Consider the following 14,292-nt stretch of genomic DNA (forward strand, 5'->3'; position numbering starts at 1 on the left):
CTCGACGCGGCGGCGCCGAGCGGGTTTTCGTCCGCACGTCCGGTGGAGGCCGGCCCCTGGGCGGACAACAAGCAAACAACCCCGGACGGTCTCTCGCGAGGCCGACCAGGGATGACCGTGTTGAGCGGAATGGGGGTGCTAGCGGATAAAGCCACCCCCGTCAACCCCGCCCTGCCCTCTCCGGCATGCCGGGTGCCGGATGGTCAGGGGGCCGGCTCCGGCCCGCCCCGGCGAGTCGACCGATGAGCCGCCCAGGCGCATGCGGCTCCCGCGACGAGCGCGCCGGCCGCCAGATGGCTTGCGAGGGTGAACTCCCCCGTCACGTCCGCGATCAGGCCGGCGACGGGGGGCGCGAGGGCCGAGCCGAGCCCGAACAGGGCCGTCATCAAGGCGAGCGCCTGGCGCGCCGCGGCGGGATTGAACGCCCGAGCGCCTGCGATCCCGAGCGCCGTGATCCCGATGAACGTGGCGCCGAGCAGCGCCGCCGCGGCCAGGATTCCCGGCGCCCCGAAGGCCGGTGCGCTTGCTGCCACGCCCGCTGCCTCGACGACGAGGGCGAGCGCCATGGCCCTGAGGGTGCCCAAACGCCGGCCGAGCACGTTCCAGATCGCGACGGAGGGAATGGCGGCGAGCCCCACCGTCAGCCACACGGCGGGCTCGATGGCGCGAAGCGACGGCTCGCCGCGCACCAGCGTCATCAGGAAGGTGGCGGTGACGATGTAGCCCAGGCCGAACAGGAAGTAGGCCGCGAGGAGGAAGCCGAAGGGCCTCCCGATCGTGAGGCGTCCCCTGCCCTCCCGGACGGCTCCGACCCCCGGAGCCTCGGGCGGGACGAGGAGCGCCACCGCGGGCAGGACGACGAGCGAGAGCAGGCCGGCGGCCACCCAGAGCCCGCGCCAGTCGAAGCCGGCGTCCGAGGCGGCGCTGACGGTGACGGACGAGACCGCGATCCCGACGCCGACGCCCGCGAAATGCACGGCCGAGAGCCCGGAGCGCCCCGCCTGCGCCAGCCGGTCGAGCACGAGGGCCGAGGCGAAGACGAGCGCGAAGGCGCTCGCCACGCCCGCCACAAAGCGCAGGGCCAGGAAGGTGCCGAGCGTGTCGCTCCCCGCCATGAGCAGCGTCGTCCCCGCGCTTCCCGCCAGCGCGCCAAGCAGCCACGCACGGCGCGAGCCCGGCAGGCGGGGCGCGGAGGCGGCGAGGGCTCCCGCCAGATAGCCCAGAACATTCGCGGCGGCGATCAAGCCGCCCTGCGCGCCCGACAGGTCGAGCGCGGCCGCCATCGCGGGCAGGATCGGGGTATAGACGAAGCGCCCGATGCCCATGGCCGCCGCAAGCGCCAGCGCGCCGCCCAGGGCCAGCCCGACGGATCTCGCCGCATGGGCTCTGGGCGTATCGAGGGCGCCCAGGAGCGGGCCCTCGACGGCCGGAATGCCGTTCGCCATCGTCACACCCGGAACAGGTCGTTGACCCGAGCCTTCTCCCGGGTCCTCGCGTCGACGCGCTTGATGATCACGGCGCAATGGAGGAAGGGCCCGGGAGACCCGTCGGGCATGGGGCCGGACGGGAGGGAGCCCGGCACGACGACGGAGTACGGGGGCACCTCGCCCTGGTGGATCTCGCCCGTGGTGCGGTCGACGATCTTCGTCGAGCCCGACAGCGCCGTACCGGCCGCCAGGACCGAACCCTCGCCGACGATCACGCCCTCGACCACGCTGCACCGGGCGCCGATGAAGCACTCATCCTCGATGATCACGGGACGAACCTGGGCCGGCTCGATGACGCCGCCGATCGTCGCTCCGGCGGAGACGTGGACGTTGCGGCCGATCTGGGCGCACGAGCCCACGGTGGCCCAGGAGTCGATCATAGTTCCTTCGTCCACACGGGCCCCCCAGCTCACGAAGCAGGGCATCAGCACCACGTTGCGGCCGATGAAGGCGCTATGGCGCACCACCGCGTGAGGCAGCGCGCGAAAGCCCGCGGCCCGGAACTCGGCCTCGCCCCAATTGCGGAATTTCGGCGGCTCCTTGTCCCACCAATATGATCCGCCCGGCCCGCCCTCGACGAGCTCGTACTCGCCGATGTGAGCTGCGACCATCAGGGCGTTGATGAGCCAGCGGTTGACCTGCCATTCGCCGTCGATTTTCTCGGCGGCCCGGAGCGTTCCGGCGTCGAGCCCGGCGAGGGCCTCGTGCACGGCCTCGGCAAGCGGCCCCTGATGGCCAGCCTGCAAGGCGCCGAGATCCCCAAAAGCGTCCTCGATGATCTGAGCAATATGCGAGATGCGCACTGGCGCGCGTGAAACGTGCATGTTCATTGAAATGCCCCCTTTCTCATTAAGGGAGCCTTAGCAATGACCGGCGCGATTGTCAGTAGTGACGCAACGACAACTACACCAAAAAAGATGCACTAGTGTTAACGGTGCGGAAGGGTGCCACGAGCCCCTCTCCTGTGTCTGAATACGAAAACGCGGGCCCGATCGGGACCCGCGTTTTCAATGCAAAGTGTCAAATCAGGGACCGTACCCGGGCACGTCGCCGGGAACGACGTCAGGCGCCTGCGCGGGCCTGCTCCAGCAAGTCCATCAGATCGCGGGTCACGTCGTCGATCGGGCGCATGCCGTCGAGCTTACGAAGCATGCCCTTGCCGGCATAATGGGCGGAGAGCGGCGTCGTCTGGCTCCGATAGGCTTCGAGCCGGGTCTTGAAGATGTCCGGATTGTCGTCCTTGCGAACCGGCTCTCCCCGAGCCGCGGTCTCCTGGGCGCGCTTCATGATGCGCTCCACAAGGGCCGACTCGTCGACCGTGAACTCGATCACGCCGTCGAGCTTGATGCCCTTCGAGGACAGCATGGCCTCCAGCGCCTCGGCCTGCGCGACCGTACGCGGGAAGCCGTCGAGGATGAAGCCGTTGCGGGCATCCTCCTCCTCGATGCGGTCTGCGACGATCCCGACGACCACGTCGTCGGAGACGAGATCGCCGCGATCCATGATCGCCTTGGCTTGCAGGCCGATCGGCGTGCCGGCCGCGACGGCGGCCCGCAGCATGTCACCCGTCGACAGCTGCGGGATGCCGAAGCGCTCGACGATGCGAGTCGACTGCGTCCCCTTGCCGGCTCCCGGCGGTCCGAGCAGGATGATCCTCATGGCGTTCGCTCCCCCAACGAATGTCGGCCGGCTTCTATAGCGGCGTCAACGCCGACGTGCGCCCCTCAGCTTCGCCTTCTTCACTAGACCTTCGTACTGGTGGGCGAGCAAGTGCCCATGGACCTGCGCCACCGTATCCATGGTCACCGTCACGACGATGAGCAGGGACGTACCGCCAAAGTAGAACGGCAGGGCCGCGTAGGACACCAGGAACTCGGGGATGAGGCAGATCACCGTGAGGTAGGCCGCGCCGATCACCGTGATGCGGGTGAGCACCGCATCGATGTACTCGGCCGTCCGCTCCCCCGGCCGGATGCCGGGGATGAAGCCGCCATGCTTCTTCAGGTTGTCCGCCGTCTCCTGAGGATTGAAGACGATCGCGGTGTAGAAGAACGCGAAGAAGATGATCAGGCCCGCATAGAGCAACATGTAGAGCGGGCGTCCGTGGGCGAGATACGCCGACAGGGTCGCCAGGATGCCCGTGCCGCCCGTGCTCGCCGAGAAGCTCGCCACTGTGGTCGGCAGCAGCAGGAGCGAGGAGGCGAAGATCGGCGGGATCACGCCCGAGGTGTTGAGCTTGAGCGGCAGGAACGAGGTCTGGCCCTCGTACATCCGATTGCCCACCTGGCGCTTGGGGTAGTTGATCAGGAGCCGGCGCTGGGCGCGCTCCATGAAGACGATGAAGTAGATCACCACGGCGCACATCACGAGCACGCCGAGGATCAACCCCGTCGAGATCGCGCCCTGGCGGCCGAGCTCGAGGGTCCCCACGAGCGCCTGCGGCAGGCTCGCCACGATACCCGCGAAGATGATGAGCGAGGCGCCGTTGCCGATGCCGCGCGACGTGATCTGCTCGCCGAGCCACATCAGGAACAGGGTGCCGCCCGTGAGCGTGATCACCGTCGAGATCACGAAGAACAGGCCGGGGCTCTGCACGATGGTGCCGGCGTTCGACAGGCCGACGGCGATACCCCAGGACTGGAACACGGCAAGCACCACGGTGAGGTACCGGGTGTACTGGTTGAGGATCTTGCGGCCCGACTCGCCCTCCTTCTTGAGGCCCTCGAGTGAGGGCACCACGGAGGTGAGGAGCTGAACGATGATCGAGGCCGAGATATAGGGCATGATGTTGAGCGCGAAGATCGCCATGCGCTCCACCGCCCCGCCCGAGAACATGTTGAACAGGCCGAGCACGCCGCCCTGCGCCTGCTGGAAGGACTGGCGCAGCGCCTCCGGATCGATGCCCGGCAGCGGGATATAAGTCCCCAGGCGATAGACGATCAGCGCCCCCAGGGTGAACCAGATCCGCTTCTTCAATTCCTCGGCACGGGCGATCGCACCGAAATTGAGATTGGCCGCAAGTTGCTCGGCTGCCGAAGCCATTGGTCCCTCCGAGGGGAAATCTAATCAGTGGGGTCGGAATGCAAACGGCGGCCTCGCACGATGCGCGCGGGCCGCCGTTCGCCTCACGGGTCAGATAAGCGAGGCGTCACGCCTGCGCAACGGCCCCGAGGACCGTCACGGTGCCGCCCGCCCGCTCGATCGCCTCGAGCGCGGACTTTGACGCTCCGGCGACGTGCAGATCGAGCTTCGCGGTGAGCTCGCCGACGCCGAGGATCTTCACGCCGTCACGCACCCGGGACACCACGCCCGCGGCGACGAGCGCCTCGACCGTGACGGGAGCCGAAACGTCGAGCCGACCGGCATCGACCGCCTGCTGCAGGCGCCCGACATTGACCTCGTTGAGGTCGCGGGCGCCCGGATTGTTGAAGCCCCGCTTGGGCAGGCGACGGTGGACCGGCATCTGGCCGCCCTCGAAGCCGTTGTTGCGGTAGCCGGAACGGGCCGTCTGGCCCTTACCGCCGCGCCCGCCGGTCTTGCCCTTGCCCGAGCCGATGCCCCGGCCGATGCGCATGCGCGGCTTGGTGGCGCCCTCGTTGTCGCGGATCTCAGTGAGCTTCATGGTGATCTCCTCACTGACCGTCGACGACGCGGACGAGGTGCGCGACCTTGGCGATCATGCCGCGCACCGACGGGGTGTCCTCCAGGGTCGAGACCCGGTGGAGCTTGTTCAGGCGGAGGCCGATCAGCGTCTGCCGCTGGGAGGCCTCGCGGCGGATCGGCGAGCCGATCTGCTGCACGGTGATGGTTTTGTCAGCCATGCTGTCCTCCTCACGCCTCGGCGCCGGCCTCGCCGCCGCCGTCGCGACGACGCGACTGCAGGGACGACACCTTGATGCCACGGCGAGCCGCGACGGAGCGGGGGCTGTCCTCGTTCTTCAGCGCGTCGAACGTCGCGCGAACGAGGTTGTAGGGGTTGGACGAGCCGAGCGACTTCGCCACCACGTCCTGGACGCCGAGCGTCTCGAACACGGCGCGCATGGGGCCGCCGGCGATGATGCCCGTGCCCTGGGGAGCCGCTCGGACCACGACCTTGCCGGCGCCATGGCGGCCGTTCACGTCGTGGTGGAGGGTCCGGCCCTCGCGCAGCGGCACGCGGACGAGCGAGCGCTTGGCCGCCTCGGTGGCCTTGCGGATCGCCTCAGGCACCTCGCGGGCCTTGCCATGGCCGAAGCCGACGCGGCCCTTCTGGTCGCCGACGACGACGAGCGCGGCAAAGCCGAAGCGACGCCCGCCCTTCACCACCTTGGCGACGCGGTTGATGTGCACGAGGCGGTCGACGAACTCGCTGTCGGCCTTCTCGCGGTCACCGGACCGCTCTCTGGGTTCTCTTGCCATGTTCTCACATCTCACTGGCGCGGGCGGCGGGCCCGCTCGCTGGAAGTTGGACCTTCATCCCGCCGTTCAGAAGTCCAGGCCGCCCTCGCGCGCCGCGTCGGCGAGCGCCTTGATGCGGCCGTGATAGAGGTAGCCCGACCGGTCGAAGATCACCTGAGTGACCCCGGCCGCCTTGGCGCGCTCGGCGACCAGGCGGCCGATCTCGGCCGCGGCGGCCTTGTCGGCGCCGGTCTTGAGCTTGCCCTTGACGTCCTTCTCGATCGTCGAGGCGGAGGCGACCGTGTGGCCGTTCGCGTCGTCGATGATCTGGGCGTAGATCTGCTTCGACGAACGGAACACCGACAGCCGCGGACGGCCATTGGAGGCCGTCCGGAGTGCCTTGCGCACGCGAGCCTTGCGGCGCGAGAGCGCGTCGAACTTGTTTGCCATCGCTCTCGCTCCTTACTTCTTCTTGCCTTCCTTGCGGAAGATGAACTCGCCGGCGTACTTGACGCCCTTGCCCTTATAGGGCTCGGGGCCACGATAGCCACGGATCTCCGCAGCGGTCTGGCCGACGACCTGCTTGTCAATCCCGGCGACGATTACCTCGGTGGGGCGCGGCGTCGTGATCGTGATCCCGGCGGGGATCTCGTAGTCGATGTCGTGGCTGTAGCCGAGCGACAGCTTCAGGATCTTGCCCTGAACCGCCGCCTTGTAACCCACGCCGTTGATCTCGAGCTTCTTCTCGAAGCCCTTGCTCACGCCGTCGGCGAGGCTCTGCACCATGGCGCGGGAGAGGCCCCACTTGGCGCGGGCCGACTTCGACTCGTCGCGGGGGTTCACCTTCACGGTGCCGTCCTCGAACGCCACCATCACCTCTTCGGGGACGCGGAAGGACAGCTCGCCCTTCGTGCCCTTCATCTTCACCAGCTGACCGTCGACGGTCGCCGTCACGCCGGACGGCACCGCCACCGGCTTCTTGCCTACACGAGACATCTGTTCGCTCCGTGGGTTCGTGACAATGCCCGCCCGGTCAGAAGACCGTGCAGAGCACTTCGCCGCCGACGTTGCGCTCGCGCGCCTCGTGGTCGGCCATCACGCCCTGGGGCGTGGAGAGGATCGTGATGCCGAGGCCGTCCGCTACGCGCGGCATGGCGCCGACCGAGGCATAGACCCGGCGGCCGGGCTTCGACACGCGCTGGATCGAGCGGATGACGGGCTGGCCGTCATAGTACTTGAGCTCGATCTGGAACTCGGACCGGCCGTTGCCGAACTCGGTCGAGGAATAGTCCCGGATGTAGCCCTCGGACTTGAGGACCTCGAGCACGCGGGCGCGCAGCTTGGAGCCGGGCGTCGCCACCGTCTGCCGCTTGCGCATCTGCGCGTTGCGGATGCGGGTGAGCATATCGCCCAGGGGATCGTTGATCGACATGGTGTCCCCTCCTTACCAGCTGGACTTCACGAGGCCCGGGATCAGGCCCTGCGAGCCGAGCTCGCGCAGCGCGATGCGCGACATGCCGAGCTTGCGGTAATACGCCCGGGGACGCCCGGTCACGCCGCAGCGGTTGACGATGCGCGTCTTGGAGGAGTTGCGCGGCAGCTCCGCCAGCTTGAGGCGCGCCTCGAAGCGCTCCTCCATCGAGCGGGACTCGTCGTTCGCGGTGGCGAGGAGCGCGGCGCGCTTCTCGGCATATTTCGCGACGAGCTCGCGCCGATGCTTGTTCTTCTCGATCGAGCTTTTCTTAGCCATTGGTTCTCTCCGGTGTCCGCGTCTGAGGGGCCTTGAGGGCCGACCTCACTGCCGGAACGGGAAGTTGAAGTGCTTGAGCAGCGCCCGGGCCTCGTCGTCCGTCTTCGCGGAGGTCGCGATGATGACGTCCATGCCCCAGATCTGCTCGGCCTTGTCGTAGTTGATCTCGGGGAACACGAGGTGCTCCTTGATCCCGAGGGCGTAGTTGCCACGCCCGTCGAACGACTTCGGGTTCAGGCCACGGAAGTCGCGGACGCGCGGCAGCGCGATCGTGACCAGGCGGTCCATGAACTCGTACATGCGCTGGCGCCGAAGGGTGACCTTGCAGCCGATCGGCATGTTCTCGCGCACCTTGAACTGCGCGATCGCCTTGCGGGCCCGGGTGACCACCGGCTTCTGGCCGGCGATGAGGGCGAGATCGCCCGCCGCCACCGTCGCCTTCTTGGAGTCGCCCGTCGACTCGCCGACGCCCATGTTCAGAACGATCTTCTCGATCGTCGGAACTTCCATGACGTTCTTGTAGCCGAATTCCTTGATCAGCGCCGGGCGAACGACCTCGTCGTAGTGCTTCCGGAGCCGCGGCGTGTAGCCGTTATTCGCCTCAGCCATCGATCAGATCTCCCGAGCGCTTCGCGAAGCGAACCTTGCGCCCATCGTCCAGGGTCTTGAAGCCGACCCGCGTCGCCTTGCCGTCCTTGGGGTCCGCATAGGCGAGGTTCGACAGGTGGATCGGCGCCTCCTTGGAGATGATGCCGCCCTCCTGGTTCATGGACTGGCGCGTGTGGCGCTTGACCATGTTGACGCCGCGGACGAGCGCACGCTCCTCCTTCGGCATCACCTGGATGACCTCGCCGGTCTTGCCCTTGTCACGACCGGTGGTGACGACGACGTTGTCGCCCTTCTTGATTTTCGCAGCCATCAGAGCACCTCGGGCGCCAGCGAAATGATCTTCATGTGGTTCTTGGCGCGCAGCTCGCGCGGAACCGGTCCGAAGATGCGGGTGCCGACCGGATCCTTCTGGTTGTTGATGAGCACGGCGGCGTTCCGGTCGAACCGGATCACCGAGCCGTCGGCCCGCCGGATGTCCTTCGCCGTGCGCACGACGACCGCCTTCATGACGTCGCCCTTCTTCACGCGGCCGCGCGGGATCGCCTCCTTGACCGACACCACGATGATGTCGCCCACGGACGCGTACTTCCGCTTCGAGCCGCCCAGAACCTTGATGCACATGACGCGACGGGCGCCAGAATTGTCGGCTACGTCGAGATTGGTCTGCATCTGGATCATGGCTTTGATCCTTTCCTTGTTTCAGACAGGTTTCCGGGTCTCGTCCCGGACTACGCCTGATGGGGATCTGACGTCCCCTGCCCTTGACCGCGAAAGGCCGCCCTATACACGGGCAGCCCCCCACACACAAGCCCCGGATAAGTCCCGACGGATCGGGATTATGCCTGCTCGATCAAGCGCCAGGTTTTGAGCTTCGACATCGGCGCCGATTCTTCGATCGTGACGATGTCGCCCACCTTGGCCACGTTGGCCTCGTCGTGGGCATGGTATTTCTTGGTGCGCCGGACCGTCTTCTTCAGGACCGGATGGGTGAAGCGCCGCTCGACCTTCACCACCACCGTCTTGTCCTGCTTGTCGCTGACGACGACACCCTGCAACGTGCGCTTGGGCATGGTATACTTCCTTTAGGCCTTCTGGGCCTTCTGGCGCTGCATGGTCTTCACGCGGGCGATGTCCTTGCGGACCTCCGTCACGCGCGAGGTGTTCTCGAGCTGGCCCGTCGCCCGCTGGAAGCGCAGGTTGAACTGCTCCTTCTTGAGGCTGAGCAGCTCCTCCTGGAGCTGATCGGGGCTCATCGTCTTGAGGTCGGAGACCCGCTGGGTAGACTTCATCGGTGCCTCCTCACTCGGCGATGCGCTGGATGAAGCGCGTGCGGATCGGCAGCTTGGCCGCGCCCAGGCGCAGGGCCTCGCGGGCGATGTCCTCGGCGACGCCGTCGATCTCGAACATGATGCGCCCGGGAGCGACGCGGGCCGCCCAGAACTCCGGCGCGCCCTTGCCCTTGCCCATACGGACTTCGGTGGGCTTCTGTGAAACCGGAAGATCCGGGAAGATCCGAATCCAGACCCGGCCCTGGCGCTTCATCTGGCGGGTGATCGCCCGGCGGGCGGCCTCGATCTGGCGCGCGGTGATGCGCTCCGGCTCGAGAGCCTTGAGGCCGAACTGACCGAAGTTCAGCTCGGTGCCGCCCTTCGCGGTGCCGCTGATGCGGCCCTTGAAGGCTTTGCGGAACTTGGTCTTCTTAGGTTGGAGCATGACGTGCCTCTATGCTCTGCTCGCTCAGGCCGCCTGCTCGCGGCGGCCACCCGAGCGGGCGCCCTCCTCGTTCATGCGCCGGTCCTGGGCCATGGGATCATGCTCGAGGATCTCGCCCTTGAAGATCCAGACCTTGATGCCGCACGTGCCGTAGGTGGTGAACGCCGTCGCGGTGCCGTAATCGACGTCGGCGCGCAGCGTATGCAGCGGCACGCGACCCTCACGGTACCATTCGAGGCGGGCGATCTCGGCGCCGCCGAGGCGGCCCGAGCAGTTGATGCGGATGCCCTCGGCGCCAAGACGCATCGCCGACTGGACGGCGCGCTTCATGGCGCGGCGGAAGGCCACGCGGCGCTCGAGCTGCTGCGCGATGGAGTCGGCGACGAGGGTCGCGTCCACCTCGGGCTTGCGCACCTCGACGATGTTGATGGCGACCTCGCCGGAGGTGAGGCGGCTCACGAGCTTGCGCAGCTTGTCGATGTCCGCGCCCTTCTTGCCGATCACCACGCCCGGACGGGCCGAGTGGATGGTGACGCGGCACTTGCGGTGCGGGCGCTCGATGACGATGCGCGAGACGGCGGCCTGCTTGAGCTGCTTCATGAGGGACTCCCGGATCAGGATGTCCTCATGCAGGAGCTTCGCGTACTCGCCCTTGCTGGCGAACCAGCGCGAATCCCAGGTCCGGTTGATGCCGAGCCGCAGGCCGATCGGGTTGACTTTCTGACCCATGGTTCTCTCCTCAGGCCTGCGCCGCAGCCTGCTCGCGCACCACGATGGTGAGGTGCGAGAACGGCTTCAGGATCCGCGCGCCGCGACCGCGGGCACGGGCGTGGAAGCGCTTCATGACGAGCGCCTTGCCGACGAAGGCCTCCTTGACGACGAGATCGTCGACATCGAGGTCGTGGTTGTTCTCGGCATTGGCGATCGCGCTCTCGAGGCACTTCTTCACGTCGCGCGCGATGCGCTTGCGCGAGAACTCGAGGTCGGCGAGCGCCGTCGCAACCTTCTTGCCCCGGATGAGCTGGGCCACGAGGTTGAGCTTCTGCGGAGAGACGCGGATGTTGCGAAGGACGGCCTTCGCTTCCTGGTCGCTCAGCGCGCGGGGAGTAGCCGGCTTGCTCATGTTACTTCCTCCGCGCCTTCTTGTCCGCCGCGTGCCCATGGAAGGTGCGGGTCGGCGAGAACTCGCCGAACTTGTGCCCCACCATCTCCTCGGTCACGTAGACGGGGATGTGCTTCTGCCCGTTGTAGACCCCGAAGGTGAGGCCCACGAACTGCGGAAGGATCGTGGAGCGGCGGCTCCAGATCTTGATGACTTCGCTGCGGGACGAGCCGCGAGCGGCGTCGGCCTTCTTGAGAAGGTAGCCGTCGACGAACGGGCCCTTCCAGATCGAACGTGCCATGGCGCGCCTCTTACTTCTTACGAGCGTGACGGCTCGACACGATGAACTTGTCGGTCCGCTTGTTCGACCGGGTCTTCTTACCCTTGGTCGGGATACCCCACGGCGTCACCGGGTGACGGCCGCCGGAGGTGCGGCCCTCGCCACCGCCGTGCGGGTGGTCGATCGGGTTCATCGCGACGCCGCGGTTGTGAGGCCGCTTGCCGAGCCAGCGGTTGCGGCCGGCCTTGCCCATCGAGATGTTCATGTGGTCGGGGTTGGACACCGCGCCCACGGTCGCGAAGCAATGGCCGTGCACGAGACGCTGCTCGCCCGAGTTCAGGCGAACCGTCACGTAGCCCTGGTCACGCGCCACGATCTGGGCGTAGGTGCCGGCCGAGCGGGCGATCGCGCCGCCCTTGCCCACCTTGAGCTCCACGTTGTGGATAATGGTGCCCACGGGCATGTTGCCGAGCGGCATCGCGTTGCCGGGCTTGATGTCGACCTGCTCGCCGGCGGACACCTGGTCACCGGCGGTGAGGCGCTGGGGAGCCAGGATGTAGGACAGCTCGCCCGCCGGGTACCGGATCAGCGCGATGAACGCCGAGCGGTTCGGATCGTACTCGATCCGCTCCACCGTGGCCGACTGGCCGAGGAAGCCCCGGCGCTTGAAGTCGACGTTGCGCAGCGTGCGCTTGTGGCCACCGCCGCGGAAGCGGACGGTGATGCGGCCGAGATTGTTGCGGCCGCCCGTCGAGGACTTGCCCTCGGTGAGCGACTTCACGGGCTTGCCCTTGTAGAGCTCCCGGCGGTCGACGATCACGAGCTGGCGAAGGCCAGGCGTGACCGGTTTGAAGGTCTTCAAAGCCATGGGTCTGTTCCTCCGGTCTCGCTCACAGCCCCGTCGTGACGTCGATGGTCTGGCCCTCTTCGAGGGTCACCACCGCTTTCTTCACGTCGGAGCGCCGGCCCTTGATGCCGCGGAACATCTTCGACTTGCCCTTGGTCACGAGCGTGTTGACGCTCTTGACCTTGACGTCGAACAGCTTCTCGACGGCGGCCTTGATCTGCGGCTTGGTCGCGGTCGGGGCGACGCGGAAGACCACCTTGTTGTGCTCCGACAGGGCGGTCGCCTTCTCGGTGATCACCGGGGAGACGATCACGTCGTAGTGGCGCGGATCCATGCTCATTTGAAGCGCGCCTCCAGCGCATCGACGGCCGCCTTGGTCAGCACGAGCTTGTCGCGGCGGAGAATGTCATAGACGTTGATGCCCTGGACGGGCAGCACGTCGACGTTCGGGATGTTGCGGGCGGCGAGCTGGAAGTTCGCCTCCACCTCGGCGCCGCCGATCACGAGCGCGTTGGCCAGACCCAGCTTCCCGAAGCGCTCCACGAGCGCCTTCGTCTTGGGCGCGTCGAGCCGCACGTCGTCGACGACGATGAGCGACTGCGTCTTGGCCTTCGACGAGAGAGCGTGGCGCAGCGCCAGGGCGCGCACCTTCTTAGGCAGGTCATGCGCGTGGCTGCGCACGACCGGGCCGAAGGCCTTGCCGCCGCCCCGGAACTGGGGGGCGCTCGCGGCGCCGTGGCGGGCGTTGCCGGTGCCCTTCTGCTTGTAGAGCTTCTTGGTCGTGCGGTTGATCTCCGAACGGCCCTTGGACTTGTGGGTGCCAGCCTGGCGCTTGGCCAGCTGCCAGCGCACGCAGCGCTGCAGGAGGTCGGCGCGCGGCTCGAGACCGAAGATCTCGTCGGCGAGCTCCACCGATCCGGCGCTGGCGCCGTCGAGGGTGGTCACGTCGAGCTTCATCACGCGGTCTCCTCAGTGGTCTGGGCCGGCGCCTCGGCAGGGGCCTCGTTGCCGGCGCGGAACGCACCAGGCATCGGCGCCTCGGCCGGGAGCTTGCGCTTCACGGCGTCGCGAACGAAGATCCAGCCGCCGGCGACGCCCGGAACGGCGCCCTCGACGAGGATCAGGCCGCGCTCCACGTCCGTCTGGACGACACGCAGGTTCTGCGTGGTGACGCGCTCGACGCCGAGATGGCCCGGCATCTTCTTGTTCTTGAAGGTCTTGCCCGGATCCTGGCGGCCGCCGGTCGAACCGATCGAGCGGTGCGAGACGGAGACGCCGTGGGTGGCGCGAAGGCCGCCGAAGTTCCAGCGCTTCATGCCGCCGGCGAAGCCCTTACCCGTGGAGGTGCCCGTCACGTCGACGAACTGCCCGGGGACGAAGTGGTCCGCCGTGATCGTCGCGCCGACCGGGATCATCGCCTCCTCGGAGACGCGGAACTCCGCGATCTTCTTCTTGGGCTCGACCTGGGCGATCGCGAACCGTCCGCGCTCGGCCTTCGAGACGTTCTTGACCTTGGCCTTGCCGACGCCGACTTGCAGCGCGACATAACCGTTCTTGTCCATGGTCCGGTGGGCGACGACCTGACAGGCGTCGACCTTGAGGACCGTCACCGGGACGTGTTCGCCGGCATCCGTGAAGATGCGGGTCATCCCGACTTTTTGTGCAATGACGCCTGAGCGCATGAGCGTATTTCCTCGGCGCTGTTCCAAGGGCTCCAAGCCAGACGGCTCAGAGCTTGATTTCCACGTCCACGCCCGCGGCGAGGTCGAGCTTCATCAGAGCGTCGACCGTCTGCGGAGTGGGGTTCACGATATCGAGCACGCGCTTGTGAGTGCGCATCTCGAACTGCTCCCGCGACTTCTTGTCGATGTGCGGCGAGCGCAGCACCGTGAAGCGCTCGAGGCGCGTCGGCAGCGGGATCGGCCCACGAACTTGAGCGCCGGTCCGCTTCGCGGTCGACACGATCTCGCGGGTCGACGCGTCGAGGATGCGGTGATCGAACGCCTTGAGGCGGATACGAATGTTTTGAGAGTTCATGGGTTGCCCCGTTCACGTCGGATCGTGCGGCCGGTGCGGCCGCACGTCCGATCGTTGCTGTTGATTAATCCATCACCTGGGCGACGACGC

General features: G+C 67.3%; 25 protein-coding genes. All 25 read right to left on the bottom strand.

Annotated features, from left to right (window positions below; genetic code table 11):
* Positions 1 to 203: 203 nt before the first annotated feature.
* Positions 204 to 1,445: a YbfB/YjiJ family MFS transporter gene (locus tag F0L46_RS23715; protein ID WP_210247681.1), complete on the bottom strand. Its 1,242-nt coding sequence runs from the start codon at positions 1,443 to 1,445 to the stop codon at positions 204 to 206.
* 2 nt (positions 1,446 to 1,447) lie between these two features.
* Positions 1,448 to 2,311: a 2,3,4,5-tetrahydropyridine-2,6-dicarboxylate N-succinyltransferase gene (locus F0L46_RS23720; protein ID WP_149822093.1), complete on the bottom strand. Its 864-nt coding sequence runs from the start codon at positions 2,309 to 2,311 to the stop codon at positions 1,448 to 1,450.
* A 238-nt stretch (positions 2,312 to 2,549) separates the two neighbouring features.
* On the bottom strand, positions 2,550 to 3,146 hold the full coding sequence (locus tag F0L46_RS23725) for an adenylate kinase (protein WP_149822094.1): 597 nt from the start codon (positions 3,144 to 3,146) through the stop codon (positions 2,550 to 2,552).
* Positions 3,147 to 3,191: 45 nt separating this feature from the next.
* The gene (gene secY, locus F0L46_RS23730) at positions 3,192 to 4,529 is read right to left on the bottom strand and encodes a preprotein translocase subunit SecY (RefSeq protein ID WP_149822095.1); all 1,338 of its coding nucleotides are present in this window, start codon (positions 4,527 to 4,529) and stop codon (positions 3,192 to 3,194) included.
* 106 nt (positions 4,530 to 4,635) lie between these two features.
* On the bottom strand, positions 4,636 to 5,109 hold the full coding sequence (rplO, locus tag F0L46_RS23735) for a 50S ribosomal protein L15 (protein ID WP_149822096.1): 474 nt from the start codon (positions 5,107 to 5,109) through the stop codon (positions 4,636 to 4,638).
* A gap of 10 nt (positions 5,110 to 5,119) precedes the next feature.
* Entirely contained in the window at positions 5,120 to 5,308 is a 189-nt protein-coding gene (gene rpmD, locus F0L46_RS23740; protein WP_149822097.1) for a 50S ribosomal protein L30, read from the bottom strand.
* Between the two features lie 10 nt (positions 5,309 to 5,318).
* Positions 5,319 to 5,885 carry a 30S ribosomal protein S5 gene (gene rpsE / locus F0L46_RS23745; protein ID WP_149822098.1) on the bottom strand — a complete coding sequence of 189 codons (567 nt, stop codon included), beginning with the start codon at positions 5,883 to 5,885 and terminating at the stop codon, positions 5,319 to 5,321.
* Between the two features lie 66 nt (positions 5,886 to 5,951).
* Complete coding sequence (rplR, locus tag F0L46_RS23750; protein ID WP_149822099.1) at positions 5,952 to 6,314, bottom strand: 50S ribosomal protein L18; 363 nt, start codon at positions 6,312 to 6,314, stop codon at positions 5,952 to 5,954.
* 12 nt (positions 6,315 to 6,326) lie between these two features.
* Positions 6,327 to 6,860, bottom strand: a complete 534-nt coding sequence (gene rplF, locus F0L46_RS23755) for a 50S ribosomal protein L6 (RefSeq protein WP_149822100.1) — start codon at positions 6,858 to 6,860, stop codon at positions 6,327 to 6,329.
* Positions 6,861 to 6,897: 37 nt separating this feature from the next.
* Entirely contained in the window at positions 6,898 to 7,296 is a 399-nt protein-coding gene (gene rpsH, locus F0L46_RS23760; protein ID WP_149822101.1) for a 30S ribosomal protein S8, read from the bottom strand.
* Between the two features lie 12 nt (positions 7,297 to 7,308).
* A complete protein-coding gene (gene rpsN, locus F0L46_RS23765) occupies positions 7,309 to 7,614 on the bottom strand; it encodes a 30S ribosomal protein S14 (protein WP_149822102.1) in 306 nt (101 codons plus the stop codon).
* A 45-nt stretch (positions 7,615 to 7,659) separates the two neighbouring features.
* A complete protein-coding gene (gene rplE / locus F0L46_RS23770; protein ID WP_149822103.1) occupies positions 7,660 to 8,223 on the bottom strand; it encodes a 50S ribosomal protein L5 in 564 nt (187 codons plus the stop codon).
* Positions 8,216 to 8,533, bottom strand: a complete 318-nt coding sequence (gene rplX, locus F0L46_RS23775; RefSeq protein WP_149822104.1) for a 50S ribosomal protein L24 — start codon at positions 8,531 to 8,533, stop codon at positions 8,216 to 8,218. Before rplX ends, rplE begins: the two co-directional genes overlap by 8 nt.
* On the bottom strand, positions 8,533 to 8,901 hold the full coding sequence (gene rplN, locus F0L46_RS23780) for a 50S ribosomal protein L14 (RefSeq protein WP_149822105.1): 369 nt from the start codon (positions 8,899 to 8,901) through the stop codon (positions 8,533 to 8,535). Before rplN ends, rplX begins: the two co-directional genes overlap by 1 nt.
* Positions 8,902 to 9,059: 158 nt before the next feature.
* Complete coding sequence (gene rpsQ, locus F0L46_RS23785; protein ID WP_149822106.1) at positions 9,060 to 9,293, bottom strand: 30S ribosomal protein S17; 234 nt, start codon at positions 9,291 to 9,293, stop codon at positions 9,060 to 9,062.
* 12 nt (positions 9,294 to 9,305) lie between these two features.
* On the bottom strand, positions 9,306 to 9,512 hold the full coding sequence (gene rpmC / locus F0L46_RS23790; protein WP_149822107.1) for a 50S ribosomal protein L29: 207 nt from the start codon (positions 9,510 to 9,512) through the stop codon (positions 9,306 to 9,308).
* A gap of 10 nt (positions 9,513 to 9,522) precedes the next feature.
* Positions 9,523 to 9,936, bottom strand: coding sequence for a 50S ribosomal protein L16 (gene rplP / locus F0L46_RS23795; protein WP_149822108.1), 414 nt, complete (start codon positions 9,934 to 9,936; stop codon positions 9,523 to 9,525).
* 24 nt (positions 9,937 to 9,960) lie between these two features.
* Complete coding sequence (gene rpsC / locus F0L46_RS23800) at positions 9,961 to 10,665, bottom strand: 30S ribosomal protein S3 (RefSeq protein WP_149822109.1); 705 nt, start codon at positions 10,663 to 10,665, stop codon at positions 9,961 to 9,963.
* 10 nt (positions 10,666 to 10,675) lie between these two features.
* Positions 10,676 to 11,059, bottom strand: coding sequence for a 50S ribosomal protein L22 (gene rplV / locus F0L46_RS23805; protein ID WP_149822110.1), 384 nt, complete (start codon positions 11,057 to 11,059; stop codon positions 10,676 to 10,678).
* Position 11,060: 1 nt separating this feature from the next.
* Positions 11,061 to 11,339 (bottom strand): 30S ribosomal protein S19, encoded by a 279-nt coding sequence (gene rpsS / locus F0L46_RS23810; protein ID WP_149822111.1) that lies wholly within the window; start codon positions 11,337 to 11,339, stop codon positions 11,061 to 11,063.
* Between the two features lie 10 nt (positions 11,340 to 11,349).
* On the bottom strand, positions 11,350 to 12,186 hold the full coding sequence (gene rplB / locus F0L46_RS23815) for a 50S ribosomal protein L2 (protein WP_149822112.1): 837 nt from the start codon (positions 12,184 to 12,186) through the stop codon (positions 11,350 to 11,352).
* Positions 12,187 to 12,208: 22 nt separating this feature from the next.
* Complete coding sequence (locus F0L46_RS23820) at positions 12,209 to 12,505, bottom strand: 50S ribosomal protein L23 (RefSeq protein WP_149822113.1); 297 nt, start codon at positions 12,503 to 12,505, stop codon at positions 12,209 to 12,211.
* The gene (rplD, locus tag F0L46_RS23825; RefSeq protein ID WP_149822114.1) at positions 12,502 to 13,122 is read right to left on the bottom strand and encodes a 50S ribosomal protein L4; all 621 of its coding nucleotides are present in this window, start codon (positions 13,120 to 13,122) and stop codon (positions 12,502 to 12,504) included. Before rplD ends, F0L46_RS23820 begins: the two co-directional genes overlap by 4 nt.
* The gene (rplC, locus tag F0L46_RS23830; protein WP_149822115.1) at positions 13,122 to 13,847 is read right to left on the bottom strand and encodes a 50S ribosomal protein L3; all 726 of its coding nucleotides are present in this window, start codon (positions 13,845 to 13,847) and stop codon (positions 13,122 to 13,124) included. The genes rplD and rplC overlap by 1 nt, the downstream gene beginning before the upstream one ends.
* A gap of 46 nt (positions 13,848 to 13,893) precedes the next feature.
* Positions 13,894 to 14,202 carry a 30S ribosomal protein S10 gene (rpsJ, locus tag F0L46_RS23835; protein WP_149822116.1) on the bottom strand — a complete coding sequence of 103 codons (309 nt, stop codon included), beginning with the start codon at positions 14,200 to 14,202 and terminating at the stop codon, positions 13,894 to 13,896.
* Positions 14,203 to 14,292 lie beyond the last annotated feature (90 nt).

The organism is Salinarimonas soli (assembly GCF_008386575.1).
In the GTDB taxonomy this organism is placed as follows: domain Bacteria; phylum Pseudomonadota; class Alphaproteobacteria; order Rhizobiales; family Beijerinckiaceae; genus Salinarimonas_A; species Salinarimonas_A soli.